This is a genomic window from Devosia sp. Root413D1 (assembly GCF_001425235.1).
Lineage (GTDB): Bacteria > Pseudomonadota > Alphaproteobacteria > Rhizobiales > Devosiaceae > Devosia_A.
Window position 1 is genome coordinate 655,640 of sequence record NZ_LMEA01000011.1, and the last position, 26,830, is coordinate 682,469.

The following is a 26,830-nucleotide window of genomic DNA, read 5'->3' on the forward strand; positions in this document are numbered from 1 at the left end:
CTCCCACAAGGGGAGAAGGCGATAGAACCGAGAACTCTCGGTCGTTGCCTTCTCCCCTTGTGGGAGAAGGTGCCCGAAGGGCGGATGAGGGGTTCTCTCCGCCAACTCAGGTCGTGAAAAGAGGCGGACTCGCGCCCGCCCCTTCCCGTTTCATAGCCTGCTTACGCAGCGCTTTCGACGCCCTTGACGAACCAGTCGATGACGGCGAGTTCGGCCATGGTCATGACCTTGCCTTCCTCGACCTTGAGGTTGCCGTCCTGGTCGTAGATCGGGCCGGTGAAGATGTCGAAGGTGCCGTCCTTGTAGCCGGCCTGCACGCCATCGGCGAGCGCCACGACGTCGGCAGGAACCGCCTTGTTATAGGGCGAGATCACCACGGTGCCTTCCTTCATGCCGTCCCACGTGTCGGCTGACGCCCAGGTGCCGTCGACGATCGCCTGCACGCGCTCGACATAATACGGCCCCCAGATGTCCTCGATCGCCGTGAGGTGGGCGTTCGGCGCGAACGACGACATGTCGGCGCCCTGACCGAACCCATAGAGCCCCTTCTGCTCGAGAATCTGCAGCGCCGCCGGGCTGTCGGTGTGGGTGGTGACGATATCGCAGCCGAGGTTGATCAGCGTCTCGGTGGCCGCGGCCTCCTTCGGTGGGTCGAACCAGCTGTCGATGAACACCAGCTTCAGCTTGGCATCGGGGTTCTGCTTCTGCGCCGAGAGCAGGAACGAGTTCACGCCCAGCACCACTTCGGGCACCTTGTACGAGCCGAGATAGCCGAGCGTGCCCGACTTGCTCATCTTGCCCGAGATGGTGCCGAGCACGGCGCGGCCTTCGTGGAACTTGGAGTTGTAGGTCGCGACATTGTCGGCGCGCTTGAAGCCCGTGCAGTGCTCGAACTTCACATCCGGGAACTCGGCCGCCACCGTGATGGTCTGGTCCATATAGCCGTAGGAGGTGGTGAAGATCAGCTTGCAGCCCTGCTGGGCCAGGTCGCGGATCAGCGGAATGGCAGAGGCGTCCTCGGCGACATTCTCGACATAGATCGTCTCGACCTTGTCACCGAGCGCCGCATCGACCGCCTCGCGGCCCTTGTTATGGGCCCAGGTCCAGCCATAGTCGCCGATCGGCCCGAGGAAGATGAAGCCGATCTTGATCTTTTCCTGGGCGAAGGCGGCGCCGCCGGCGAGCGGCACGGCCGCGGCGGCCGCACCTGCGGCAGCGATGAAGTGGCGGCGATTGAGATTTGCCATGGACGTCTCCTGTTACGTTGTTGGCGTTTCTACGTTGCGGGAAGAAAGGGCTTGCCGAGGCAAGCAGGCGCGTTGAGGCCGACCCGATCCCGCATGGAGATCAGCGTCAGCACCACAACGGTCATCAGGTAGGGCATGGCCGCCCAGAATTGCGACGGGATGTACTGGGCGAACGACAGGAACGAGAGGCCGCCGGCCTTGGCGTTGAGCTCCATCCACATCAGCACGCCGAAAAAGATCGCGCCGACCAGCAGCCGTCCGGCCCGCCAGCCGGCGAACACCACCAGCGCCAGCGCGATCCAACCACGCCCGGCGGTCATCCGCTCAGCCCACATCGGGGTGATCACCATCGAGAAATACGCCCCGCCGATCCCTGCCATGGCCCCGCCGAAGGCCACCGCGGCGTAGCGCACCCCGATCACCGAATAGCCGATCGAATGGGCGCTGAGGTCGTTCTCGCCGACGGCCCTGAGGATCAGCCCGGCGCGGGTCGACTTGAGGAACCAGCCGACCGCGAACACCATGATCAGCGCGAAATACACCACCGGCGAATAGCCGAAGACCACCTTGAGGAGCGGGTCGCGCGCCAGCTCGGGCGGAAACACCGAGCCGAACTGCGGCACGATCCGGCCGACGAAGCTGAGCCCGATCAGCGAGCTGAGCCCGGTGCCGAAAATGGTCAGCGCCAACCCGGTCGCCACCTGGTTCGAATTGAGCGTCAGGACGAAAAAGCCGAACAGCGACGCGGCGAGCGCGCCGGCAATGGCGGCGCCGATCACCCCCAGCCACGGGTTGCCGGTGAGGACGGTAGCGGCAAAGCCGGCGATGGCGCCGACCAGCATCATGCCTTCGACGCCGAGGTTGAGCACGCCGGACTTCTCGACCACCAGCTCGCCAAGCCCGGCCAACAGGATCGGGGTGGAGATGCCGACGATGGTGATGATGGCCGCGATGAGGAAATCCATGGCCTATTCCCCCGGCGCCGGCTGCACGACGGCCTTGGCCGACGGGATGAAGCGCACGCGATAGCGCACGAAAATGTCGCTCGCGAGGATGAAGAACAGCATCATCGCCTGGAAGATGCCGGCGGTGGCGTTGGGGATATGCACCGTGGTCTGCGCCACCTGCCCGCCCACATAGGTGACGGCGAGCACGATGCCGGCGATCAGGCAGCCGATGGGATGCAGCCGGCCGAGGAACGACACGATGATGGCGGTGAAGCCGTAGCCGGAGGGAAAGCCGAGATTGATCGCCTTCAGCGACCCGGCGAATTCCAGCGCGCCGGCGAGCCCTGCCATGCCGCCGCCGATCAGCATGGCGAGCCAGACCGTCTGATTGCCGTCGAACCCGCCATGGCGCGCCGCATTGGGCGCCGAGCCGACGACACGGATCTGGTAGCCGAACACCGAGCGCGACATCAGCAGCCAGAACACGAAGGGCAGCACGACGGCGATGGCGACACCGAGGTGAACCGTGGTTCCGGAGAAGAGGATCGGTAGCGTCTGGTCCGGTTGCAGCGGCGCGGTGGCCGGAAAATTGCGGCCGTTCGGGTCCTTCCAGGGGCCGCCGACCAGGTAGCTCAACACCTGCAGCGCAACATAGGTGAGCATCAGGCTCGAAAGGATTTCGTTGACCCCGAAGCGGGTCCGAAGTGCCGCCGGTACTGAGGCCCAGGCGCTGCCGCCGACCATGCCGGCAAGGATCATGGTGACCATGATGATCGGCCCGCCGGCCGTGCCGGCGGCAATGCCGACGCCGGCTGCGCAAAGCGCGCCGATGATGTACTGCCCCTCGGCGCCGATGTTCCAGACATTGGCGCGATTGCCGATGGAGAGGCCAAGCGCGATGATGATCAGCGGCGCGGCCTTCACCGCCACGTCCTGCCATTTGTAAGAGGCGAGCAGCGGCGTCAGGAAGATATCGATCACCGCCCGCTGCCCGTCGATACCGAGCAGGTCGAACACCACGACGCCGACCAGCATGGTGAGCAGCACCGAGGCGATGGGCGTCACCACCTGCATCAGTTTGCTCGGCTCCTGGCGCTTTTCTAGCTTAATGCGCATCGGCCAGCTCCAGCTCAGCAGTCGGGGTGGTCGGCGCCTCGCCGTGGATGCCGCCCATCAGCAGGCCGATCTCCTCGATATCGGCGCCGGCGACCTCTATCGGTCGCGACAGCCGCCCCTCGTTGATCACCGCCAGCGTGTCGCACAGCGACAGCAGCTCATCGAGATCCTGGCTGATCACCACGACCGCCGAACCCGCAGCCGCGAGGTCGACGATCGCCTGATGGATCGCCGCCGCCGCCCCGGCGTCGACGCCCCAGGTCGGCTGGCTGACCACCAGCACGGCGGGCTTCTGGAGGATTTCCCGACCCATGATGTATTTCTGCAGGTTCCCGCCCGAGAGCGAACCCGCCATTGCGCCCGGCCCCAGCGCCTTGACGGCAAAGGCGGTGATCACCTCGCCGGCATAGGTCTTGGCCGCACCGGCCTTGATCAGTCCGGCACTGACCATGCCGAGGCGGTCGCGGGCGGTGAGGATGGTATTGTCGGCGAGGCTGAATTCCGGCACTGCGGCATGCCCGTTGCGCTCTTCCGGCACGCTGGCCAGCCCCTTGAGCCGCCGTGACTTCGCCTGCAACTGCCCGACCGGTGCGCCATCGATGCTGATGGCCTCCGCATCGCCCGACAGCACCTCGCCCGACAGCGCCAGCAGCAGGGCATTCTGGCCGTTCCCGGCGACGCCTGCCACGCCGAAGATTTCGCCGCCGCGGACCGTGAAGTTGATGTCCTTGAGCGCGATACCGAACGGCCCGGCGCCGGGGATCGACAGCCGGCTGACCACCAGCTTCTCCGGCCCCAGCGACCGGCTGGCCGGCTTGGTGATTTCCTTGAGCCCGGCGCCGATCATCTTTTCGGCCATCGAGCGCGAGGTCTCGACCTTGGGATCGCAGGTATCGACCAGCTTGCCGCCACGCAGGATCGTCGCTGTATCGCACAGCGCTTTGATTTCGTGCAGCTTGTGCGAGATGTAGAGGATCGAGCACCCCTCCGACGCCAGTTGCCGCAGCACCACGAACAGCTGCTCCACCTCCTGCGGGGTGAGCACCGAGGTTGGCTCGTCCATGATCAGCAGTTTGGGGTTGAGCAGCAGCGCCCGCACGATCTCGATGCGCTGGCGTTCGCCCACCGACAGGGTGGAGACGGTTCGGTGCGGATCGAGCTTCAGCCCGTACTGCTCCATCACCTCGCGGATCCTCGCCTCGAGGTCGCGAGCGTGGATTTTGGCGTCCATCCCCAGCGCAATGTTCTCGAGCACCGTCATCGCCTCGAACAGCGAGAAATGCTGGAACACCATGCCGATGCCGAGCTTGCGGGCCGCCTTGGGGTTGCCGATGGTGAGCGCTTGGCCGTTCCAGCGGATTTCGCCGGCATCGGGCTGCATGATGCCGTAAATCATCTTGACCAGCGTCGACTTGCCGGCGCCGTTTTCACCGAGCAACGCGTGGATTTCGCCGGGCAGCACAGCAAACGAAACGCTGTCATTGGCGAGGACGCCGGGAAAGCGCTTGGTGATACCGGTCAATTGCAGACGCGGCGCGATGCTACTGTCCAACAGCGGCTCCCGACTTCGTTACGGTGGCCGGCCGCGCCTTCAGATCTTCGACTTCCCGCCGGCCAATGTGGACCAGAATCTCGGCTGCCGCCAGCGCCGCGATGACCTCGGGCCGCTTGTCCCCAATCCCCTCTGGGAACGCCTGGCCGCCGATCGGCAGCACCAGCCGGTCGAGCGGCGCCGCCGGATAGCCCTCGCCCAGGTACCAGGACCGGAACCGCGCCCGCTTCGTCTTCGAGCCGACCATGCCGACATAGGGGGCATCAGCGCGCTGCAGCGCCTCGGCGGCGATGAGGAAATCGAGCGCGTGGTCGTGCGTCAGGATGACGAAGCCACTGCCCGCGGGGGCCGAGCGCACCACCGCCTCGGGCATCGCCACGGCGTGGGTCTCGACGTTGTCGGGCAGGTTGGTGAGCTCGTCCGGCCGCGTATCGACCACATGCACCTTGAGCGGCAGCGCCGACAGCGCCCGGGCCAGGGCATGCCCGACATGGCCGGAACCGAACAGATAGACATGCGGCCGCGCCGCCACCTCGGCCTCGAGCTTTTCGACCAGACGTCGCGTCTCAGCCGCCGTCACCCGCTTCAACGCCACATCCACCCGACCGCCGCAGCACTGCCCGATCTCGGGCCCGAGCGGAATATCGAGGCTGTCCTCATGCTCACCGGCCCGCAGCACCTGCCGCGCCCTGTCAATCACCATATACTCGAGCGCCCCACCCCCAATGGTGCCGACCTGCTCGTCCTCGGAGATCAGCATGAACGTCCCGGCCTCACGCGGCGACGAGCCGCGCACCGCAGTGAGTTCAGCGACGATAACCGCGGGATTGGCGGAGAGGAAGGATCTGAGGGTGGCTGGGGAGAGAGTCATCGTGGGGCCTCCCCCTCCCCAACCCTCCCCGCGAGGGGGAGGGTGCCGGCTGGTGGTTGGAGTGAGATCGAGCCGCAAACTCGATGCGGCACCTCCCCCTCGACGGGGGAGGTTGGGAGGGGGTGCGTGGCGAGCACCGGGCTCACGTACTCGCCCTCGCCCGCCGCATCCGCTCAACCCCCATCAGCACCCGCTCGGGCGTTGCCGGCATATCAAGCTGCGGGGCGACCTTGTAATCGGCCACCGATGCCACCGCCATCGACAGCGCTTCGACCACCGAATAGCCGAGCACCAGCGGCGGTTCGCCGACGGCCTTCGACCGTCCGATCGCCGGCTCCTTGTTGATGCTCCATTCGGCCAGCCGCACGTTGAAGATGCGCGGCACGTCGGAAGCGAGCGGGATCTTGTAGGTCGACGGCGCGTGAGTGCGCAGCTGGCCCTTGCCGTCCCACCACAGTTCCTCGGTGGTGAGCCAGCCCATCCCCTGGATGAAGCCGCCTTCCACCTGGCCGATATCGATGGCCGGGTTGAGCGAGCGGCCGACATCCTCGAGCACGTCCGAGCGATCCACCTGATACTCGCCGGTCAGCGTGTCGATGGTCACCTCCGACGCCGCCGCGCCATAGGCGAAATAATAGAACGGGTGGCCGCGCCCGGTAGTGCGATCCCAGTGAATCTTCGGCGTCTTGTAGAACCCAGCGGCGCTCAGCTGCACCCGGTTCATCCAGCAGGACGTCGCCAACTCATCGAACGGCACGAACTGCTGGCCGGCCCGGATACCGCCGAACTCCCACTGCACGTCCTTGGGCTCGACCTCGTAGATGAAGGCCGCATGCGCCGCCATCCGGGCCTTGATCTGGTTGGCCGCATCGAGCGCCGCCATGGCGTTGAGATCGGTGCCGGAGGAGGCCGCCGTCGCCGAGGTGTTGGGCACCTTGCCGGTATTGCTGGCGGTGATCTGCACCCGCTCGACCGGCACGCCGAACGCATCGGCCACCACCTGCATCACCTTGATATGGAGCCCCTGTCCCATCTCGGTGCCGCCATGGCTCAGATGGATCGAGCCATCGCGATAGACATGCACCAATGCCCCGGCCTGGTTGTGCCAGGTGGCGGTGAACGAGATGCCGAACTTCACCGGCACCATGGCGATGCCCTTTTTCAAGACCTTGCTGGTCTTGTTGAAGGCAAGGATCGCCTGGCGCCGCGCCTGGTAGTCGGAGCTCTGCTCGAGATCCTCGATCACCCGGTGGATGACATTGTCCTCCACCACCTGGTGGTAGGGCGTCACGTTGTTGTTGTCGGTGCCGTAAAAATTGGCCTTGCGGATCTCCAGGGGGTCCTTGCCCAGCGCATAGGCGATGTCTTCGATCCAGCGCTCGGCTGCGATGATCCCCTGCGGGCCACCAAAGCCGCGGAAGGCGGTATTCGACACCGTGTTGGTGAACAGCGGCAGCGAGTTCACCTTCACCGTCGGGTACCAATAGGCGTTGTCGCAATGGAACAACGCCCGGTCGGTCACCGGGCCGGAGAGGTCGGCCGAATAGCCCGAGCGTGCCGCATAGGTGGCGGTCACCGCCTGGATCTTGCCGTCGCTATTGTAGCCGACATCGTAGTCGACGACGAAATCGTGGCGCTTGCCAGTGATCTGGAAATCGTCGTCGCGGTCCGGGCGGATCTTCACCGCCTTGTTGAGCTTCTTGGCCGCGACTGCGGCCACCACGGCGAACAGGTTCCCCTGGGTTTCCTTGCCGCCGAAGCCGCCGCCCATGCGGCGCATGTTCACCGTCACCGCGGCATGCGGCACGCCGAGCACCTGCGCCACCATCACCTGGATTTCGGTCGGGTGCTGGCTCGAGACCTGCAGCGTGATCTCGTCGTCTTCGCCGGGGATGGCAAGCGCCGCCTGGCTTTCGAGGTAGAAATGCTCCTGCCCGCCGATCCGCACCCGGCCCCTGGCCCGATGCTGTGAAGCCGCGAAGCCGGCTTCGACATCGCCGCGTTCGAGCTTCAAGGGCTCGGTGACGAGCTTGCCGCCCGCCGCCACCGCCGCATCCACATCGGTGACATGCGGCAGCTCGCGATACTCGATCTTGGCGAGCTTGGCCGCCCGCCGCGCCGCCTCGCGCGTTTCGCCGATCACCGCGAACAGTGGCTGGCCCCAGGTGACCACCCGGGTGGTGGCGAACACCGGCTCGTCATGCTTATGCACCGAGCTGACGTCGTTCTCGGCCGGAATATCCTCGCCGGTGAGGACGCCCACCACGCCGGGGGCAGCGCGTACCGCATCGAGGTTCATCGAGGCGATATCGGCATGCGCCTTGGTGGAAAGCCCGAGATAGGCGTGCAGCGTGCCCTCCGGCTCGACCAGATCGTCGATATAGTCAGCGCGGCCGGCCACCTGCTTGATGGCAGAGTCATGCTTGACCGAGAGATGCAGCGGCGAGGTGGTGATGGGGGATTGCTTGTTCATGCCACCTCCCTCGTCAGCCGCTCGCCCTCGCCGGTGGTCTCGAGGAAGAAGCGGCGGAGCAGGTTCTGCGCCGCCAGCAGGCGATATTCCGCCGAGGCGCGCATATCGGTGAGGGGCTGGTAGTCCTCGGCAAAAGCCGGGATTGCCGCCTCGACTGTCGCCACAGTCCACGCCTTGCCCACGAGCGCCGCTTCCACCGCCTTGGCCCGCTTCGGCGTTGCCGCCATGCCGCCATAGGCGATGGTGATGGCGGCGACCTTGCCGCCCTCGAGCTTCAGTCGATAGGCGCCACAGAGAGCCGAGATGTCCTCGTCCTTGCGCTTGGTGATCTTGTAGCAGGCGAACTGCTCGCCCTCGGGAAGCGACGGGATGGTGACGGCCTCGACGAACTCGCCGGGCTGCCGGTCCTGCTTGCCGTAGGCGATGAAGAAATCCTCGAGCTTCACCTCCCGGCGGGTCTCGCCTTTCCTCAGCGTGATCGAGGCGCCGAGCGCGATCAACGGCGGCGGCGTGTCGCCGATCGGCGAGCCATTGGCGATATTGGCGCCGATGGTGCCCATATTGCGCACCTGCTGGCCGCCGATGCGCATCCAGAGTTCGGTAAGCTGCGGGAAACTCCCCGTCACCGCGGCGGTGGCGGCGGAATAGGTCACCCCTGCCCCGAGTTTCAGCGCGCTTTCGCTTGCCTCGATGCCGTGCAGCTCAGCGATATCGCCGATGAAGATCATCGGCCCGATATCGCGCATGAACTTGGTCACCCAGAGCCCGACATCGGTAGCGCCCGACACCAGCGTCCCCTGAGGGTTGGCAGCATAGACCTCGGCGAGATCGTCGGCCGAAGCCGGCACGATCAGCCGGCCCCTGCCTTCGCCGATTTCCACGCGCCGCCCATCGCGCAGCGCCTCGAGCCGCGCCTTGATCGCCTGCCGCTCGATCACCAGCGGATCGGCCACCACCGTGCCATAGGCCGAGATCGACTGGCCGGCCTTGATGATCGGGGAGTAGCCGGTGCAGCGGCAGAGGTTCCCCTGCAGCGCCACCTCGATATCGCTCACCGAGGGGTCGGCGTTCTGCATCCACATGCCGTAGAGGGACATCACGATGCCCGGGGTGCAGAAGCCGCACTGGCTGCCGTGGTGCTCGACCATCGCCTGCTGCACCGGGTGCAGCGGCCCATTGGCGGCCGAGAGGTGCTCGACCGTCACCACATGCGTTGCATCAAGCGATCCGACGAAGCAGATGCAGGCATTGACGGATTCGTAAACCAGCTCGCCCGAAGTCACTCGACCGACCAGCACCGTGCAGGCGCCGCAATCGCCCTCGGCGCAGCCTTCCTTCGAGCCGGTCATACGCCGGTCGAGGCGAAGGAAATCGAGCAGCGTACGGGTCGCCGAAATCTCGTCCAGCACGACGTCCTGGTCGTTGAGGATGAAGCGCAGCTGGCTCCGGATTTCGGTCATCAGCTTCCCCGGTAAGTCGAATATCCGTACGGCGAGACGAGCAGCGGCACGTGGTAATGCGCCGCCTCGCTTATCGTGAACCGCACCGGCACCGTGTCGAGGAACGGGTTCTCGAGGTTGACGCCGATCCGCTCGAAATACTGCCCCACATGGAAGATCAGCTCATAGCTGCCCAGGTGGAAGCGGTCGCCTTCCAGCAGCGGTTGGTCCACCCGCCCATCGGCATTGGTGTGTCCGGACCATATATGGTGCGTATGGTCGCCATGGACCATAAGCAAGTCGAGCCGCATGCCGGCTGCTGGCTTGCCATGCGTCGTATCGAGTACGTGCGTCGTCAGGCGTGCTGAACCCGCCATAGTCTAGTCCCTTCACCCTGCGCGCCGGATCGCCCCCGCGGCTCCCGCTTGCCGTTGAGGCATAACCCTTGGATTGCCCGACTATTGAGCATATTCGCCTCCGTTCCAAGGGGGTGCCCGGCAGTTTTTTACCAACTGGTCCACTTTTGCCGCCCTTGCATCGCGGCATGGCGCTCGTGATAAATCGGGAACCAACCAAGAGGTGCCCATGATGCGTTATCCCCGGAACCTGCAGGGCTACGGCCCGAATCCGCCGGATGCGCAATGGCCCGGCGGCGCGCATATCGCGGTGCAGTTCGTCCTCAACTACGAGGAAGGCGGCGAGAACAACATCCTGCATGGCGATGCGGCGTCCGAGGCCTTCCTCGTCGATGTGATCGGCGCCGTGCCGTGGCCGGGCAAGCGCCACTGGAATGTCGAGTCGATGTATGAGTACGGCGCCCGCGCCGGCTTCTGGCGCCTGCATCGGCTGTTCACCGGCCTGAACCTGCCGGTCACCGTCTATGGAGTCGCCACCGCGCTGCAGCGCTCGCCCGAGCAGGTCAAGGCCATGCTCGACGCCGACTGGGAGATCGCCAGCCACGGGCTCAAGTGGATCGACTACAAGGATTACGACATCGAGCACGAGCGCGAGGATCTGCACGCCGCGATCAGGATGCACACCGAGGTCACTGGCGCCCGCCCCACCGGCTGGTATTGCGGCCGCACCTCAGTGAACACCGTCGATCTCGCCAGCGAGGAAGGCGGCTTCACCTATGTCTCCGACACCTATGACGACGACCTGCCCTATTACCGCGAGCATTTCGGCAGCCCGCAGCTGATCATCCCCTATTCGCTCGCCACCAACGACATGCGCTTCACCACCGCGTCGGGCTTCGCCAATGGCGAGGAATATTTCCAGCTGCTGAAAGACACGTTCGACGTGCTCTACGCCGAGGGCGAAGCCGGCGCACCCAAGATGATGTCGCTGGGGCTGCATTGCCGGCTGGTCGGCATGCCCGGGCGCTTTGCCGGGCTCAAGCGTTTCGTCGAGTACATTATGGAGAAGGACAAGGTCTGGATCGCCAAGCGGATCGATATCGCCGAGCACTGGCTGCAGACCCACCCCTACGTGAAGCCGGAGATCGTTCCGTCGGAGCTGGCGCTCGACGATTTCACCCAGCTGTTCGGCAATGTGTTCGAGCACTCCGAATGGGTGGCCGAGCGCGCCCACAAGCGCGAAATGGGCCCGGCCCACGATACGGCCACCGGCCTTCATGCCCTGATGAGCCAGGTGTTCCGTGCCGCGACGAGCGCCGAGCGGCTGGCCGTCCTCATCGCCCACCCCGACCTCGCCGGCAAGCTCGCGGCGGCCAAGCGCCTCACCTCGGAATCCGAGTCCGAGCAGGCCTCGGCCGGGCTCGATGCGCTCACCGATGCCGAGCGGACGAGCTTCGGCAAGATGAACGCCGCCTATGTCGAGAAGTTCGGCTTCCCCTTCATCATCGCGGTGCGCGACAACACCAAGGCCCAGATCATGGCAGCGTTCGAAAAGCGCCTCGCCAACGATCGGGACACCGAGTTCGCCACCGCCTGCCGGCAGGTGGAGCGGATCGCAGAACTGCGCATTGGGCAGATTCTGGGCTGAGACGGACCGCCTGTCCGGTGCGGGCTGACCCCCACCCCTGTCCCCTCCCCGCAAGGGGGAGGGAGACCCTCACACTGGCATCGTAGTCTGCGTCTCCCTCCCCCTTGCGGGGAGGGATCAAGGGTGGGGGTCAGCCCGCACCGGCCTATCGTCATGCTCACGCACACCCCGCTTGACATCCCCCACGACATCAATCATAACCATCTCGTTATATAGCGAACAGGTTATGAAATGCAGCCCAACCAGCACCAGCTCGATCTCACCTTTGCCGCCCTCGCCGATCCGACCCGGCGGGCGATCCTGGCGCGGCTGGCCGAGGGCGATGCGTCGGTGAACGAGCTGGCGGCGCCGTTCGAGATGAGCCAGCCGGCCATTTCCAAGCACATCAAGGTGCTGGAGAATGCTGGCCTCGTCTCACGCGGCAAGGATGCGCAGCGGCGCCCGGTGAAGATCGAGGCGCTGCCGCTGGCCGATGCGGTCGGCTGGCTCGAGAACTATCGTAAGTTCTGGGAGCAGAGCTACCAGCGGCTCGACACCCTGCTCGACGAGTTGCAGCGCTTCGCCCCCCAAGGAAACAAGAAAAACTGACCGACAAGAAGAACTGAACCACAAGAAGACCAGAGGAGACGCCCCATGCAGCCGCCTTTGACCATCACCCTGCCCTCCGATCGCGAGATCGTCGTCACCCGCACCTTCAAGGCGTCAGCCGACCTGGTGTTCGACTGCTGGACCATCCCGGCGCTGATCCGTCGCTGGCTCGGGCCGGCCGACTGGGTGTTCGTCACCTGCGAGTTCGATGCGCGCGTCGGCGGCAAGTGGCGCTTCGTCACCACGGGACCCGGCGGCTTCGAGATGGGTTCGTCCGGCGAGGTGCTCGAAATCACCCGCCCCGACTGGATCAAGACCAACGAGATCTACGACATGGATTGGACCGGCGGGCAGACCATCGTCACCAACCGCATCACTGAAGCCAATGGCATCACCACCTCGGTGGTGACCATCCTCTACGCCAATAAGGAAGCCCGCGACGGCGCCCGGGCCACCCCGATGGCCGAGGGCATGGAGATGGGCTTCAAGCGCCTGGAAGAATTGCTGGCTGATATGCCGGCTTACTAACCCCAAGGGGCATACCTGCCCCTGAAGCTTCGACTGCCACTGCGACCACCCCGCCGGTGAAGCGTTCCGCTTCACGGACAGGGAGAACTCAACCCAACCAAGGAGACCTCAAATGCCCAAGATCATGCCCTGCCTGTGGATCGACGACCGCATCGAAGAGATGGTCAAGTTCTACATCGAGACCTTCAAGGACGGCGAAATCCGCAAGGTCGACCACTATCCGGACGGCCGCATCATCACCATCACCTTCCGCCTCAAGGACCAGGAGTTCATGGCGCTGAACGGCGGCCCGATCTTCAAGTTCACCGAGGCGATCTCCTTCACCATCGATTGCGACGGCCAGCGGGAGGTCGACCACTACTGGGACACCTTCACCGCCGATGGCGGCGAGGAGAGCCAGTGCGGCTGGGTGAAGGACAAATTCGGCCTCAGCTGGCAGATCGTCCCCAAGCAGCTCGGCGAAGCCCTGGCCGGCAGTGACCGTGCCGGCGCCGGCCGGGCCATGCAGGCCATGCTGCAGATGAAGAAGATCATCGTGGCCGACATCCAGAAGGCCTACGCCGGCAGCTAAGCCGGCGCCCTCCCGAAAACCCACATCGCAACGCCTTCCCCCGTGCGCCCCCCGGCGCGCGGCCGGGAGCGGCTTGCCGCAAACCTGGAGACCCGCAATGCGCCGCCGAACCTTCCTCCTCACTGTCAGCTCGCTGGTGCTGGCCTCGGCCATCCCCGCCCTCGGCCAGCAGGCGACGTTCGATCCTGCCGCCCTCGCCACGCTCAAGGGCAAGATCGAAGCCTCGATCAAGAAGGGCGACATGCCCGGCGCCGTCTGGCTGCTCGCCAAGGGCGACGAGGTGATCGTCGATACCGCAGGGAATACCGCCTATGAGGGCGGCGTGCCGATGCGTCGCGACACGATTTTCCGCATCGCCTCGGTCGGCAAGGCCGTCGGCACGGCGGCAGTGATGATGCTGGTCGAGGACAAGAAGCTCCGCCTCGACGAACCGGTCGATCGGCTGCTGCCCGAACTCGCCAACCGCCAGGTGCTGAAGGACCTCAAAGGCCCGATCACCGATACGGTGCCGGCAAGCCGCCCCATCCTAGTGCGCGACCTGATGAATTTCACGCTCGGCTTCGGCGTGCTGTTCGACCCGACTTTGCCGATCCAGCAGGCGATCGATGCGCGCCAGCTGACCAATGGCCCCCCGGTGCCGGCGACGCCATGGACGCCGGATGAGTGGATGGCCAAGTTCGCCGAGCTGCCGCTGATGCACCAGCCGGGCGAGACCTGGATGTACAATACCGGTTCGCTCCTGCTCGGCGTGCTGATCGCCCGCGCCTCCGGCATGCCACTCGAAGACTTCCTCGCGAGCCGCATCTTCACCCCGCTCGGGATGGTCGATACCGGCTTCTTCGTGCCGGCAGAAAAGCTCGACCGCTTCCAGCCCGCCTATTCGGTGAACTTCGCCACCAACGAGCAGTTTCTGGAGGATCCGGTCGGGGGCATCTGGAGCAAGCCGCCGAGCTTCCCCTCGGCCGCCGGCGGGCTCGTCTCGACGCTCGATGACTACCTCGCCTTCGCCCGCATGCTGCTGAACCGGGGCGAGTACCAGGGCACCCGCCTCCTCAGCGAAGCCTCGGTGGCCGAGATGACCCGCAACCAGCTGACGCCGGAGCAGCAGGATGGCGCCGGCTTCATGCCCGGCTTCTTCGACAAGCTCGGCTGGGGCTATGGCGTGCTGACCTACGACACGCCCGACGATATCTCGCCCACCCCAGGCCGCTACGGCTGGGATGGCGGCTATGGCACAAGCTGGGCCAACGACCCAGCGACCGGGCTGATCGGCCTGATGTTCACCCAGTCGGTGCAATATTACATCGCCTCCAACCAGTTCCGCGACTTCTGGCGCGGCGCGTTCACCGCCATCGGCGCCGAAACCAAGGGAGTGTCCGACGTGCCCGAGCTCATCACCCACGACGTCGTCGTCACCCGCAGTTTCAACGCCTCGCCCGAACGCGCCTGGCGCGCTTGGACCGAAGATGCCGAGGTGATGAAGTGGTGGGGCCCGCGCCCCTGGACCAGCCCGGAAGCCCGCATGGATGTCCGCGAAGGCGGTTATTCGGTGGTGCTGATGCGCTCGCCGGAGGGGCACGACCTGTGGATGCGCTGGGAGTACACCAAGGTCATCCCCAACGAGCGGCTCGAATACGTCCAGAACCTCTCCGACAAGGACGGCAACCCGATCGACCCGACCAGCGTCGGCATGCCCGCGGAATTCCCGCGCGACGTCGCGACCGTGGTGACGCTGACCCCGAAGGGCGATGTCACCGAGGTCACCATCACCGAGCACACCACCACGTCAAAGCAGATGATGGATTACTCGCAGCTCGGTCTCGAGCAGGTTATGGATCAGATGGGCCAGACCTTCTGAGGGGGAGAGATGGAACTCACTGCCAAAGCGATCCTCGCCCGACTGCAGGAGCTGCGGTCGGACGAGGAGCGCAAGAAATACCATCGCTACTTCGACTTCGATGACGACGCGGCCGACACTTTCATTGGCGTGCGCATGGGCGAGGTATTCGCCCTCGCCAAACAGTGTCTACTGACCCCGCCTGCCGAGATCGAAAACCTGATGGAGTCCGACATCCATGAGGCGCGCGCTGCCGCCATGAGCATCATGGCCAAGCAATACCAGGCGAAAAAGACCACACTGGAGCGCAAAGAGGAGCTGTTCGAGCTCTACCTGCGCCGCCACGACCGCATCAACAACTGGGACCTCGTCGATCTCGCCGCCTACTACGTGATCGGCCCGCATCTCGTCGATCGCCCGCGCGATATCCTCTACCGGCTGGCGAAATCGGAGAACCCATGGGAGCGGCGCACCGCCACCCTCGCCACCTTCTCGTTCATCCGCCGCGGCCAGCTCGACGACGCCTTCGCCATTGCCGAACTGCTGCTCGATGACCCCGAGGATCTGGTGCAGAAGGCCGCAGGCTGGATGCTGCGCACTGCCGACGGTAACCGCCCGGCGCTCAACGCCTTCCTCGACAGGCACGCAGCCCGGATGCCGCGCGTCATGCTGCGCAACGCGCTCGAACATTATGCGCCGGACGAGCGGGCCCGCTACCTCGCCATGGGCAAGGCCAGATGACCCGCGAACCGCTGCACATCACCCTCGAGGGTGAGCGCGCCATCCGCATGGTCCGCCGATTCAAGGCGCCGCGCGAGCTGGTGTTCGCGGCGCTCACCACCCCTGCCCTGCTGCGACGCTGGTATGCCGAGCTGGTCAGCTGCGAACTCGACCTCCGCGTCGGCGGAGACTGGCGCATCGTCACCCGCCGCCCCGACGGGCGCGAGATCGGCCAGCACGGTACGTTCCGCGACCTCGAGGCGCCCAGCCGCATCGTGCAGACCGAACACTGGGAAGATTGGGACCCGGGTGAGGTGCTGGTCACCACTGCGCTGACCGAAGACGCCGGGGCAACCACCCTCGACGTGCTCTCGGAATTCCCCAGTGGCGACGTGCGCGAGCTGCTTGTGAAGGCCGGGATGAACGACGAGTCGGTGGCCCATTACGACCGGCTGGAGGATTTATTGGCTGGGCTCGGCTGAGGGTTGGAACGTTTGGGCGAAGCGCTCGCCACCCACTCGATGTCGCTCCCCTCCCCCGTGAGGGGAGGGGTGGGGCGTGGGGGTGGTTCTGTGATCACCGATGGACCCCCACCCCCAACCCCTCCCCTCAAGGGGGAGGGGAGCGGAGACGGGTGGCGCCGCTCTCAGTCGCCGCCACCACCACCATCGCCGCCACCGCCATCCCCGTCGGAATCCCCAAACGAGAATGCGCCACTGCCGCTGCTGTCGCTGCCACCTCGACGGGCGCGCGTCACCATGCTGCCGACCAGCCAGCCGAGGCCGATCAGCGCGATGACCGCGAGGACGGGCCAGAACGTCGCAAGAAATCCATAGACCGGCTCACGGAACGACTGTTGGAAGTCGCGGAGCCAATCCATCGCTCAGTGCCCCGGGTAACTTCCGTCGCGCTGCTCGTGGTGCGGCTCGCCATCTTCCCAGTCGATATCGGTATTTACCTGAGGTTCGGCATGGCCGAGCAGGCGGTCGAGCCACTGGCGCAGCGCCCGTCCGGCCTGTTCCAGCTGGATCGGGTCGATCAGGGGGCGCGGGTTATGGTGCGATTGCGTTGCCATGGCCCGAATCTGCGCCCGATTCCTAAACTTTTTCTGACACTCGGCGCTGGCCTTGGACGACCGCCGGCCGTTTTGCTTAACCGCTCACCAGGCGTCGGGCTCGCGCACCATGTGAACGATCCCGGCCGGATTGAAGAACCAGCCACCGCGAAACCCTTCGCCCAAGGGCTCGATGGCATCGTTGCGGGTCGCCCCCGCGGCGCTCAGCCGCGCTGCGGCGGGAGCAAATTCGGGCGTGAACAGTTCAAGCCAGACTTCGCTCTGCGAAAACCCCGGCGCCTCGTCGATCCACAGCCGGTTCGGCCCGAACAGGAAGCCGACCTCCTGCCGCTCCGGCACCCGCTCGAGCTTCAGCACGTCGCGATAGAACGCCACCGTTTCCGCATAGAGATGGGTCGGTACCTTCATGGCGATGTTGATGCCGCCGCGGATTTCGCTGGTCATTTGTAAAAGCCGTCACGCAGGTTGAAGCCGTGCTCGAGATAGACCTTCATGGCGCACAGCATGCCCGTCCAGCCTTCGGTATTACCGACACAGGCATCGAGCCCCTGCTGCGTTGCCGTCCAGCCCGCCTCGGTGATGGTCACGAGGGTCCGGCCGTCCTCGAGGGCCTCAAAGCTCATGGTGACGGTGGTATCGCCGCTCGGGTTGGCGCCCGTCCCTTCCACGGCGCCCCACTTGAGGACGATCCGCTGGTCGTCGACCACTTCGACCACCTGCACGGGAAAAGCGCCGGGGAAATCGGCGAAGTCCCAGGTCACGGTGGCGCCTGTGGTGAGCCGGCCCTTGGCGCCGCCGGTGGTGAAAAAGCCGGAGAGTTTTGCCGGATCGGCCACCGCCTCGAACACCTCGTGCACGGGCCTGGCGATCCGCCCCGACACTTTCAGCTTCACATCCATGACGTCTCTCCTTGGCGTTTATCGCTTGTCTTTTCGGCCATTATGTTATAAAAATATAACATGTCAAGCGACGACCAAAATGACAGGATTTTCAAGGCCCTGGGGAACCGGGTGCGCCGCAACATGCTCGACCGGCTGAAGGATAATCCGCAGACCACCGGGGCGCTCTGCGACGCCTTCCCCGAGCTCGACCGCTGCACGGTGATGCAGCACCTCAAGGTGCTGGAGGAGGCCGACCTGGTGGTCGCCCATCGCGACGGCCGCGAACGCTGGAACCACCTCAACGCCATTCCCATTCAGCAGCTGCACGAGCGCTGGATCGGCGGCTACGCCGCCTACGCGGCGCAGGGTTTGCTGAAGCTGAAGCAGGGGTTGGAGGGCTGACCCCGGTGCGGGCATCGAAGCCAGCGACCGCGCCGTGATCCTCCCCCGCGTGGCGGGGGAGGATCACTGCGAGGCCTGCGCGTGCCGCCCTACCCCCACCCTGCCCCTTTTGGCAGGAACTGCAGCTGATTTGGCGGCCATTGTCGTCTGCCGGCCGCTAGCCTCCTCGAGTCCAACTGGAGGGCAAGATGCGCAAGCGGACGATCTTCGCAGGCATTGGCGTGCTGCTGCTGGCGGTGCTGATCGCTACCCCGATCCTCCTCTCCCCCGGCGCGCCCACCGCGGCCCCAGCGCCAGCCGAGCCGATAGCAGCGGACGAGCAGGCCGCCACCATCGCGGCGATGCGCCCGACCCGCCCCACCGACCGGCCGGTGATCGCCATCATCGCCTGGAACCAGGCGACCGAGCTCTCCGACTTCTTTTCGGCCTATGGCGTGCTGAAGCGGGCTGACGTCGCCGAGGTCACCGTGGTGGCCGAGCGCGCCGAGCCGGTGCAGCTCTACCCCGGCCCGAAGATCACCCCGGAAGCGACCATCGCCGATTTCGATGCCCAACACCCCGAAGGCGCCGACTACGTCGTCGTTCCCGCCATGGACCCCGGCACCGACCAGGTCATCGCCGACTGGCTGGTCGCCCAGCATAAGAAGGGCGCCAAAATCATCTCGATCTGCAACGGCTCGCGCATGATCGGCTTTGCCGGCCTGCTCGATGGCCGCCGCGCCACCGGGCACTGGAGCGCCGTCGCCGAACTGCGCCAGAAGCATCCGACCATGACTTTCGTCCCCGATCGTCGCTATGTGGTCGACGATGGCGTCGCCACCTCCACCGGTATCACCGCCAACATCCCGATCATGCTGGCTTTGGTCGAAGCCATCGGCGGGCGAGCCGTCGCCGAGCGCACTGCCGCAGAACTTGGCGTCGCCAGCTGGGATGCCCGGCATCGCTCGGCCGGGTTCGAACTCACTCTCGAGCACAAGAAGACCTTCATTCGCAACGCCCTGACCTTCTGGCGGCGCGAAACCGTCGGTATTCCGCTCGAGCAGGGCGTCGACGAGGTAGCGCTGGGGTTACTCGTCGACGCCTATGCCCGCACCAACCTCGCGAGCGTCGTGACTCTCGGCGCCGGTGGCGCGCCGGTTCGGAGCCGCCACGGCCTGCTGATCCTCCCCGACCAGCCCAGCGAAAGCGCCCGCGTCGACCGCATCCTGCCCCCGCCGCCCACCGAAGCGCCGGCCCAGACGCTCGAGAACGAGCTGCCGATGGTGGCGGCGCGCTACGACCTGCCGACGGCGAAGATCGTCGCACTGGTGATGGAGTATCCCTGGGCTGGCGGCGGGCGGTAGGGGGTCCTGCGCAACTCTCCCCACCCACCGGGTGAGGTGAGCCTGTGGTCGGCAGCGGACCGTCTGCCCTCTCACCCGCGTTTCCAACCATCCCTGTCGCGCACTAGGATGAACCCATGCCGCTACCCGTCCCCCTGCCCCCGAACCACAGCACCATCAGCCGTATCGCCATCGTCGGTTACGACGGCTTCCAGTTGCTCGATGTCACGGGCCCCGCCGAAGTGTTCGCCAAGGCCAACGACTTCATGCCCGATCTCGCCGCCAACCCGCTGCACTATGAGATCATCGTGGCGAGCCCGGCCGGCGGCACCATCACCTCGAGCTCCGGCCTGTCGCTCGCCGGCACTCTGCCGCTCGAGGCGCTCGGGCCCGATATCGATACGCTGCTGATTTCCGGCGGCCCCGAAGGCCCGGTGCGCCGCGCTGCGGAAGGCACCGCCCTGCTCCCCTGGCTCGCCGCCCATGCCCCCGGCATCCGGCGCGTCGCCAGCATCTGCACCGGCGCGTTCCTGCTCGGCGCCTCCGGCCTGCTCGACGGGCGGCGCGCCACCACGCACTGGTCCTCTACCCGCCTGCTCGAAACCCTGCTGCCGCGCACCGAGGTGGTGCCCGATGCGATCTTCGTCGGCGATGGCCACATCTTCACCTCGGCCGGCGTCACCGCCGGCATCGACCTGGCGCTCGCCTTCGTCGAGTACGATTGCGGGCCGCAGGTGGCGCTGCGGACGGCGCGCGAGCTGGTGCTCTACCTGCGCCGCGTCGGTGGCCAATCGCAGTTTTCCAGCAGCCTCGCGGCGCAGACCAGCGCCGGCGACGGGCTGCAATCGCTGGTCACCTGGATCGCCGGCAACCCCGAGGCCGATCTCAGCGTCGCCGTGCTGGCCGATCGCGCCATCATGAGCGAGCGCACCTTTGCCCGCACCTTCCGCCTCGAAACCGGCATGACCCCGGCCCGCTATGTCGAGCTGGTCCGCCTCGATCGCGCCAAGCAGCTCTTGGAATCGACGCGCTGGCCGCTGGCCCGCATCGCCGAGCGGGCTGGGCTGGGCAGCGCCGCCACCCTGTCGCGCGCCTTCCGCAAGCACCTCGGCACCACGCCCGAAGGCTATCGCGAGCGCTTCCGCATCGAGGGCAGCCGGCGCTGACACCCACTGTGCCTGCATCGGCTTTCGCGCTAAGAGCACTCACCACTCACGTTCACTGAAGTCCGATGGCCCCCACCACCTATGCCGGCCCGATTGCCGGCCTGCCCGACCAGACCGCCCTCCACACCGGCCGCGCCGTGTTCACCGAGGCCTATGCGGTGATTCCGCGTGGCGTCATGCGGGACATCGTGACCAGCTACCTGCCGCACTGGACGGACAGCCGGGCCTGGGTCATCGCCCGGCCGATGACCGGTTTCTCGGAGACCTTCTCGCAGTACATCGTCGAGGTGTTTCCCGGCGGCGGTAGCGACAAGCCGGAGCCCGATGCCGGCGCCGAGGGTGTGCTGTTCGTCGTCGAGGGACAGGCGACGCTCACCCTTGATGGCAAGACCCACCTGCTGAAGACCGGTGGCTACGCCTTCCTGCCGCCCGGCACGCGCTGGGCGCTCAACAACAAGTCCACCGCCCCCGTGCGCTTTCACTGGGTGCGCAAGCGCTACGAGGCGGTCGAGGGCATCGACCTGCCGGCTGCGTTCGTTGCCAATGAGCAGGACGAGCCGATCATCTGGATGCCCGGCACCGATAGCCGCTGGGGCACCACCCGCTTCGTCGACCCCACCGATATCAGTCACGACATGCACGTCAACATCGTGACGCTCGAGCCCGGCGCGGTGATCCCGTTCGAGGAAACCCATGTCATGGAGCACGGCCTCTACGTGCTCGAGGGCAAGGCAGTGTACCGGCTCAACCGCGACTGGGTCGAAGTCGAAGCCGGCGATTTCATGTGGCTGCGCGCGTTCTGCCCGCAAGCCTGCTACGCCGGCCCGAACCGCTTCCGCTATCTGCTCTACAAGGACGTCAACCGGCACGCCAAGCTGGTACTATGAGCTCGCTGACGCCGCCCTGCTGAGGCTCGCGAGAAGCGCGTCGAGTTCATCCAGAGTCGCGTCGACCAGGTCGTCGGGCGGCAGCCGGCTCGCCTCGACCACCAGATAGTCCCGATTGGCCGCAATCTCACCCCGCAGCTCGGCGAGGCGTGTCTCGGCGAGCTCGTATGCGTCGGAACCCCTGGGGTGCAGCGCGAGCTGTTCGGCCAGGTAGGTGGCGCGCAGTTGCCACCCCTCGATATAGCGTCGGCATGGTTGGATGATCCCCGCCGATTGGGTTTCGATGAGCGCATCGGACGCGCCGGCGGATACAAGATGAATCTGATTATGCATTCTCAAACCCGAAGCGCTTTCAGGAAAAGTTGTGAGACTTTTCCGTCCGAAAGCGCGACCAACATCATTACGTGAGCGTGTCGGCGTGCCGCCGACACGATCTAAGTACCGAGCGCCACAACGTTTTCCTTGCCGCTTGGTTCAGCCCGCGGCGCAGAAAATTGCTTGCGGCTGATGGCGGCGGCGGCCATCGTCACCGGCATCCTCGCGACAGGGAGAACGCGATTCAGATGACACGATTGAGAATGCTGGCCGTACTGGCCGTGCTGGCCTCGCCGGCGCTGGCCGAAGACCTGACGCCGCAGAGCTACCAGAACCTGCTCACCCCATTGGTGCAGGGCGGCAGCGACGTGCTGGGCGCGCCGCTCGCCTATCCCGAGGGGACGCCGAACGTCACCTCGGCGATCGTCACCGTGCCGCCGGGTGGTGAAACCGGCTGGCACGAGCACGAAGTGCCGCTCTTTGCCTATATCCTCGAGGGCGAGCTGACCGTCGATTACGGCACGAAGGGCAAGAAGGTCTACCGCACCGGCGAAGCCGTGCTCGAAGCGGTCCACTGGCCGCACAACGGCGTCAATACCGGCACCGTGCCGATGAAGCTGGTGGCGGTCTATATGGGCGGCGGCACGGCTGCCAACACCATCAAGGTCGACGCTTCGGCCAGCAAATAATCCAGCAACAGTCCTCCCCTAGCGTTTGCTCGCGAAGCAATTCGCCTCAGGGAGATCGCCATGGCCGACCGGTTGCCAACAGTGCCTCCAGCCCGACGCCCCGGCGTCGGCACTGGCCCCGCAATGGCAGCGCTCGTGACCCTCACGGCCTGCAGTGCACAGGGCGCAGGTCCACGGGTCGACCTCGCACAGCTGACGACCCCGGTGGCGGCGGTCGTCAGCCCCCTGCTGCAGGCTCCAGCAGCGCCCTGATGTGCGACGGCACCACATCCGCCCCGTAGATCTGCTGCAGGCGCTGGGCCAACGCGCGCAACACGTTGCCCTGATGGCGCAGATCCTCGTACTGCCGGACCGAGGTCATGAAGATATACTCGAGCGTCCGGGTCGCCCCCTCCGGCCCGAGGCTGCTGATGAAGGCCTGGCCCGGGGGGGACAACGGCTCATCTGCCGGAACGCAGAACGGCGCCACCGTGATCAGCGTTTGCGGCGAAGCCTCGTGCAACTGCTGCAGCGTGGCGCGGAGGCCTTTGCGATCCTCGGCCGCAAGCTTGCCGCCGCACAGCACCACGAGGGTATAGATCCAGAACTCGGTGCCATATTCGGCCATTTCGGCGGCACGTTCGAGCAGGTCGATCCCCTCCGCCAGCCGGCCGCGCATCAGCCGCGCCTGCCCCAGAATGGCGAACGAAGCGGCAAACGCCGTGCTGGCTTCGAACGCCTCCTCGGCCAGCCGCTCTCCCATCGCCGTGTGCCCGCGCGCGAGGAACAACAGGAGCTTGGCCACCGACAGTTTCAGCATCGGGTTGTCGGCAACACCCGGCAGTGCACCAAGCGCGGCCGCCTCGATCTCGTCCTCGACGGCGATCCGCTCGGCTTCCGGTCGGCCCTGCCCATTGCTCCCCATGATCACCTGCACATAGAGGCTGAGCCCCCACATCAGCCGCGCCACCGGATCGTCCGGGTTGGCCGCCAGCGCGGCGCGCACCTGGTCGACATTTTCGATCCAGCTGCGGGTATCGGCGGTGATCAGCCGCCCGGCATCGTGCATCGCCACATAAAGCGGCGGTGTCGCCGAGGCCGGTGCATCCATCATCCCCAGGGCGTGCCGGTGCCAGATCAGCGAGCGATATTGCTGCACCACGTCGGCCACCAGTCCTGCCACCTCACCCGCCTCGGCAACTGCCAGCCGGGACATCCCGACCACGTCGCCACCCGGCATCTGCCGTAGCACCAGCGCGCATTGCAGGGCCTCGGCTTGTGGGAAAAAGCTGATCTCGAGGTTGAAGCGCGTCCTCGTCGCACTGCGCGCCGAGAACGTCTCTTCGAGCCGAACCGCCTGGCCGGGCGAGGTGGCCGCGTCGAGCTGTTGCACCAGTTCGCCGAGCAGGGCGCCGGCAACCTCGGAGAACCGGCCCGACCGCGCCTTGCCATGCACCGGCCCGACCACGACCAGCGCATCGGCCGGCTGGGCAGGCTCCGCCACCCACACATAGCCTTCGCCGTAGCGTGTGGCGATGAAGCGCGGCGAACGGGCTGGATCACCCAGCTTGGCGCGCAGCCGGTTGATCAGGAAATCGACGTTCCGGTCGGAAGCATCCGAGCCGACACCCGAGATGGCATCGAGCAGCGCGTTCCGCGTCAGCAGCCGCTGCGGGTGCGCCATGAACGTCGAGAGCACCGTTCGTTCCGCCCGGGTGAAGGTGACCTCCCTGCCCCCCAGGTCTCGTGCCGAAAGCAAGTCCTCGTGGAAGACGAAACTGTTGAACTGATACTCTGCCATTATCGCTTTCAGTATTGCCGCACCGGGAACATGGCGCACTCACCCGAGAAACACCAGCCGGCAGTGAGGCTTCCCCGGTGCGTCACATCGGCTAAGGTCCAGGGCAGCAAACGGGAGTCGAAATGACAGCCAGCCGGACTATCCTTATCGAGCCGCTGACGCGCGAGGCCTATGCCCCCTTCGGGCAGGTGATCGAAACCGAAGGTGCGCACCACTATCCCATCAATGGCGGCATGACCGAGCGCTACCATGATCTGGCGCGGGTTGAGCTCGGCGGCGTGCATGCGCGCCCGCTGGTCTCTATCGCTCGCGGCCAGCCCTATGAGCTGCCGCTGACGCTGAACATGGTGGAGCGCCATCCGCTCGGAAGCCAGGCCTTCTACCCGCTGTCGCAGCGCCCGTTCCTCTCCATCGTCGCGCCGGATGAAGGCGGTATCCCCGGCACCCCACGCGCCTTCCTCGCGGCGGCCGGCCAAGGCATCAATATGGCGATGAACACTTGGCATGCCGTGCTCACGCCGCTGCGCGAGACCGCCGATTTCCTGATCATCGACCGCGGCGGCGATGGCAACAATCTGGAGGAATACTTCTTTGCCGAGCCGTATTTGGTGGTGGCGACCGGTTCAATTCTTTACTGACTTGGCGCTTGGGCGTCGCAACCGCGTTGCAATTGCTGCATAGTCTGGCAAGGCGGACTGAGGGTTGGAGGCATCACATGCGTATCGTTGTGGCGATGGTGGCACTGCTGCTGGCACTGGCGAGCCCGGCGCTCGCCGCCAAGGTGACGCTGAAGGGCGATGTAATCTATCGCGAACGCATCGCACTGCCGCCCGGCGGCACACTGTCGGTGTCGCTGATCGACCTCGCGACGCCCGACCAGCCACGCGTTTCCGCCAAGGCGCCGATCTCCAGCCCCGGCCAGGTGCCGCTGACCTTCACCCTCAACTTCGATGACGCCGTCATCGTCTCCGGCCACAGCTACGCGCTGATCGCCGAAATCGCCGGCCCGGATGCCGTGTGGTTCCGCAATGCCGAGCCCTACGCCCTCGACCCGCTGGCCCCGGCCACCCCGATCCTCATCATCGTCAACATCGCGCCCCAGGAGGAACCGGTCCCGACGCCCGAGCCGGTCGTCGCCCCGGCGCCCTCGCCGATCCTCGATATTACCTGGCAGGCCGAAACCATCGGCGGCGCGCCGGCAGCGCGTGGCATCGTCTCCTCACTCTCCATCGCCTCCGACATGCGCGCCGGCGGCCGCGGCGGCTGCAACTCGTGGTTCGCCCAGGCCGAGGTCAATGCTGAACGGCTGATCTTCAGCGCCGTGGCCGCAACCCGCATGGCCTGTGTTTCCGACGAAGCCACCAAGCAGGAAGACAGCTTCTTCGCCGCCCTCGCCGCCACCCGCTTTTGGCGGCTCGACAAGGATCACCTGATCCTGCTGGACGCTGGCGGGGTCGAGCTCGCCAACCTCGGCAAGTCGCGGTTCTAGGCGGGGCACTTACACCGGCCGTGCCCCTCGCGTCCCCTCTCCCCTCTGGGGAGAGGGTCAGGGTGAGGGGCCCAAGCACACCGGATAAGCAGCTCCTAGGGAAGACAGATGTCGGTCCCGCGCGCTTGGCGCCCCTCACCCCATCCCTCTCCCCAGAGGGGCGAGGGGGCGCTAGAGGCACGGCCAGCGTGCTCCGCCTCAGCATCCCACACGACCGCAAACCCCGTTGACGTCGCCCCCGCCTCCCGACAGGCTCTCTCCACCCAACCGGAGCCCCCTATGCATACGCCCGACCTCATCTCCCGCCTGCTCGATGTCATCGAGCTCGACCTGCTGCCGCTGACCAAGCGCGGTGTCGGTGGCGGCAACAAGCTGTTCGGGGCAGCGATCCTCAGGAAGTCCGACCTGTCGCTGGTCGTCGGCGAGACCAATAACGAGACCGAGAACCCGCTCTGGCATGGCGAAATGCACGCCATCAAGCGCTTCTACGAGCTGCCCGCCGCCGAGCGCCCGGCGCCCAAGGATTGCTTGTTCCTGGCCACGCACGAGCCCTGCTCGCTCTGCCTCTCCGGCATCACCTGGTCGGGCTTCGACAATTTCTATTACCTGTTCAGCTACGAAGACACCCGCGACAGTTTCGGCATCCCGCACGACATCCGCATCCTCCGCGAAGTCTATGCCGTGCCCGACCCGGACCGCGATTTCGTCCCCGAGGATCGGCCGCTCTACAACCGCAGGAACGCGTTCTTTGAGAGCCACGATATCCAGCAGATGATGGCCGGCATCGACCGCTCGTCGCGCGAGCTGCTGGTCGCCCGGGTCGACGAGCTCAACGCCGCCTATAACGACCTCTCGGCCGCCTACCAGAAAGACAAGGGCAAGAAGGGCATCCCGCTGAGCTGAGGCAGCTCTGGGCCAAAGCTCATCTGCT

Annotated in this window: 29 protein-coding genes; 15 read left to right on the plus strand and 14 right to left on the minus strand. The window is 65.9% G+C overall.

Features of this window, described 5'->3' with window-relative positions; genetic code table 11:
- Positions 1-161: 161 nt before the first annotated feature.
- The 8 genes from ASC89_RS20570 to uraH form a co-directional block, all read right to left on the minus strand.
- Positions 162-1,247, minus strand: coding sequence for a BMP family ABC transporter substrate-binding protein (locus ASC89_RS20570; RefSeq protein WP_056001282.1), 1,086 nt, complete (start codon positions 1,245-1,247; stop codon positions 162-164).
- A 29-nt stretch (positions 1,248-1,276) separates the two neighbouring features.
- On the minus strand, positions 1,277-2,212 hold the full coding sequence (locus ASC89_RS20575; protein WP_056001285.1) for an ABC transporter permease: 936 nt from the start codon (positions 2,210-2,212) through the stop codon (positions 1,277-1,279).
- 3 nt (positions 2,213-2,215) lie between these two features.
- On the minus strand, positions 2,216-3,310 hold the full coding sequence (locus ASC89_RS20580) for an ABC transporter permease (protein WP_056001288.1): 1,095 nt from the start codon (positions 3,308-3,310) through the stop codon (positions 2,216-2,218).
- Positions 3,300-4,865 (minus strand): ABC transporter ATP-binding protein, encoded by a 1,566-nt coding sequence (locus ASC89_RS20585; protein WP_244488520.1) that lies wholly within the window; start codon positions 4,863-4,865, stop codon positions 3,300-3,302. The genes ASC89_RS20580 and ASC89_RS20585 overlap by 11 nt, the downstream gene beginning before the upstream one ends.
- Positions 4,852-5,733, minus strand: coding sequence for a xanthine dehydrogenase accessory protein XdhC (gene xdhC / locus ASC89_RS20590; RefSeq protein ID WP_056001291.1), 882 nt, complete (start codon positions 5,731-5,733; stop codon positions 4,852-4,854). Before xdhC ends, ASC89_RS20585 begins: the two co-directional genes overlap by 14 nt.
- A gap of 142 nt (positions 5,734-5,875) precedes the next feature.
- Positions 5,876-8,206 carry a xanthine dehydrogenase molybdopterin binding subunit gene (gene xdhB, locus ASC89_RS20595; RefSeq protein ID WP_056001294.1) on the minus strand — a complete coding sequence of 777 codons (2,331 nt, stop codon included), beginning with the start codon at positions 8,204-8,206 and terminating at the stop codon, positions 5,876-5,878.
- On the minus strand, positions 8,203-9,666 hold the full coding sequence (xdhA, locus tag ASC89_RS20600) for a xanthine dehydrogenase small subunit (RefSeq protein WP_055880897.1): 1,464 nt from the start codon (positions 9,664-9,666) through the stop codon (positions 8,203-8,205). The genes xdhB and xdhA overlap by 4 nt, the downstream gene beginning before the upstream one ends.
- The gene (gene uraH / locus ASC89_RS20605; protein ID WP_055880898.1) at positions 9,666-10,022 is read right to left on the minus strand and encodes a hydroxyisourate hydrolase; all 357 of its coding nucleotides are present in this window, start codon (positions 10,020-10,022) and stop codon (positions 9,666-9,668) included. The genes xdhA and uraH overlap by 1 nt, the downstream gene beginning before the upstream one ends.
- Positions 10,023-10,233: 211 nt before the next feature.
- Here uraH and puuE point away from each other — a divergent pair, with 211 nt between their 5' ends.
- From puuE to ASC89_RS20640, 7 genes are all read left to right on the plus strand, one after another.
- Positions 10,234-11,649: an allantoinase PuuE gene (puuE, locus tag ASC89_RS20610; RefSeq protein WP_156384732.1), complete on the plus strand. Its 1,416-nt coding sequence runs from the start codon at positions 10,234-10,236 to the stop codon at positions 11,647-11,649.
- Between the two features lie 231 nt (positions 11,650-11,880).
- Positions 11,881-12,237: a helix-turn-helix transcriptional regulator gene (locus tag ASC89_RS20615; protein ID WP_055880904.1), complete on the plus strand. Its 357-nt coding sequence runs from the start codon at positions 11,881-11,883 to the stop codon at positions 12,235-12,237.
- 45 nt (positions 12,238-12,282) lie between these two features.
- Positions 12,283-12,765, plus strand: a complete 483-nt coding sequence (locus tag ASC89_RS20620) for an SRPBCC family protein (protein ID WP_055880906.1) — start codon at positions 12,283-12,285, stop codon at positions 12,763-12,765.
- A gap of 112 nt (positions 12,766-12,877) precedes the next feature.
- Entirely contained in the window at positions 12,878-13,336 is a 459-nt protein-coding gene (locus ASC89_RS20625) for a VOC family protein (protein WP_055880909.1), read from the plus strand.
- Positions 13,337-13,433: 97 nt separating this feature from the next.
- Positions 13,434-15,194, plus strand: a complete 1,761-nt coding sequence (locus tag ASC89_RS20630; RefSeq protein WP_162247974.1) for a serine hydrolase — start codon at positions 13,434-13,436, stop codon at positions 15,192-15,194.
- A 9-nt stretch (positions 15,195-15,203) separates the two neighbouring features.
- Complete coding sequence (locus ASC89_RS20635; RefSeq protein WP_055880912.1) at positions 15,204-15,914, plus strand: DNA alkylation repair protein; 711 nt, start codon at positions 15,204-15,206, stop codon at positions 15,912-15,914.
- Entirely contained in the window at positions 15,911-16,375 is a 465-nt protein-coding gene (locus ASC89_RS20640; RefSeq protein ID WP_056001297.1) for an SRPBCC domain-containing protein, read from the plus strand. The genes ASC89_RS20635 and ASC89_RS20640 overlap by 4 nt, the downstream gene beginning before the upstream one ends.
- Before the next feature lie 164 nt (positions 16,376-16,539).
- On the opposite strand, the gene ASC89_RS20645 is transcribed toward ASC89_RS20640, so the two are convergent.
- From ASC89_RS20645 to ASC89_RS20660, 4 genes are all read right to left on the minus strand, one after another.
- Entirely contained in the window at positions 16,540-16,773 is a 234-nt protein-coding gene (locus tag ASC89_RS20645) for a hypothetical protein (protein WP_056001300.1), read from the minus strand.
- A 3-nt stretch (positions 16,774-16,776) separates the two neighbouring features.
- Positions 16,777-16,968, minus strand: coding sequence for a hypothetical protein (locus ASC89_RS20650; protein WP_056001302.1), 192 nt, complete (start codon positions 16,966-16,968; stop codon positions 16,777-16,779).
- A gap of 84 nt (positions 16,969-17,052) precedes the next feature.
- On the minus strand, positions 17,053-17,412 hold the full coding sequence (locus tag ASC89_RS20655) for a VOC family protein (RefSeq protein WP_055880923.1): 360 nt from the start codon (positions 17,410-17,412) through the stop codon (positions 17,053-17,055).
- Complete coding sequence (locus ASC89_RS20660; protein WP_056001305.1) at positions 17,409-17,867, minus strand: SRPBCC domain-containing protein; 459 nt, start codon at positions 17,865-17,867, stop codon at positions 17,409-17,411. The genes ASC89_RS20655 and ASC89_RS20660 overlap by 4 nt, the downstream gene beginning before the upstream one ends.
- 60 nt (positions 17,868-17,927) lie before the next feature.
- On the opposite strand from ASC89_RS20660, the gene ASC89_RS20665 reads away from it, so the two are divergent.
- The 4 genes from ASC89_RS20665 to ASC89_RS20680 all read left to right on the plus strand — a co-directional run bounded on the left by ASC89_RS20665 (position 17,928) and on the right by ASC89_RS20680 (position 21,626).
- Positions 17,928-18,251 (plus strand): helix-turn-helix transcriptional regulator, encoded by a 324-nt coding sequence (locus tag ASC89_RS20665; RefSeq protein WP_056001308.1) that lies wholly within the window; start codon positions 17,928-17,930, stop codon positions 18,249-18,251.
- 188 nt (positions 18,252-18,439) lie between these two features.
- Positions 18,440-19,594, plus strand: a complete 1,155-nt coding sequence (locus ASC89_RS20670; RefSeq protein ID WP_055880932.1) for a DJ-1/PfpI family protein — start codon at positions 18,440-18,442, stop codon at positions 19,592-19,594.
- Positions 19,595-19,710: 116 nt separating this feature from the next.
- Positions 19,711-20,739: a GlxA family transcriptional regulator gene (locus ASC89_RS20675; RefSeq protein ID WP_055880934.1), complete on the plus strand. Its 1,029-nt coding sequence runs from the start codon at positions 19,711-19,713 to the stop codon at positions 20,737-20,739.
- 65 nt (positions 20,740-20,804) lie between these two features.
- A complete protein-coding gene (locus ASC89_RS20680; RefSeq protein WP_055880937.1) occupies positions 20,805-21,626 on the plus strand; it encodes a bifunctional allantoicase/(S)-ureidoglycine aminohydrolase in 822 nt (273 codons plus the stop codon).
- Here ASC89_RS20680 and ASC89_RS20685 read toward each other — a convergent pair.
- On the minus strand, positions 21,621-21,959 hold the full coding sequence (locus tag ASC89_RS20685; protein ID WP_055880939.1) for a hypothetical protein: 339 nt from the start codon (positions 21,957-21,959) through the stop codon (positions 21,621-21,623). The two genes, ASC89_RS20680 and ASC89_RS20685, sit on opposite strands and share 6 nt — an antisense overlap.
- Before the next feature lie 230 nt (positions 21,960-22,189).
- On the opposite strand from ASC89_RS20685, the gene ASC89_RS20690 reads away from it, so the two are divergent.
- Positions 22,190-22,630, plus strand: a complete 441-nt coding sequence (locus tag ASC89_RS20690) for a cupin domain-containing protein (protein WP_082528200.1) — start codon at positions 22,190-22,192, stop codon at positions 22,628-22,630.
- Positions 22,631-22,847: 217 nt separating this feature from the next.
- On the opposite strand, the gene ASC89_RS20695 is transcribed toward ASC89_RS20690, so the two are convergent.
- On the minus strand, positions 22,848-24,410 hold the full coding sequence (locus ASC89_RS20695; protein WP_055880945.1) for a helix-turn-helix domain-containing protein: 1,563 nt from the start codon (positions 24,408-24,410) through the stop codon (positions 22,848-22,850).
- Between the two features lie 122 nt (positions 24,411-24,532).
- On the opposite strand from ASC89_RS20695, the gene ASC89_RS20700 reads away from it, so the two are divergent.
- From ASC89_RS20700 to ASC89_RS20710, 3 genes are all read left to right on the plus strand, one after another.
- Entirely contained in the window at positions 24,533-25,048 is a 516-nt protein-coding gene (locus tag ASC89_RS20700; protein WP_055880948.1) for an ureidoglycolate lyase, read from the plus strand.
- Positions 25,049-25,125: 77 nt separating this feature from the next.
- Entirely contained in the window at positions 25,126-25,899 is a 774-nt protein-coding gene (locus ASC89_RS20705; protein ID WP_056001311.1) for an META domain-containing protein, read from the plus strand.
- Positions 25,900-26,178: 279 nt separating this feature from the next.
- A complete protein-coding gene (locus tag ASC89_RS20710; RefSeq protein WP_055880953.1) occupies positions 26,179-26,802 on the plus strand; it encodes a nucleoside deaminase in 624 nt (207 codons plus the stop codon).
- Positions 26,803-26,830: the final 28 nt, after the last annotated feature.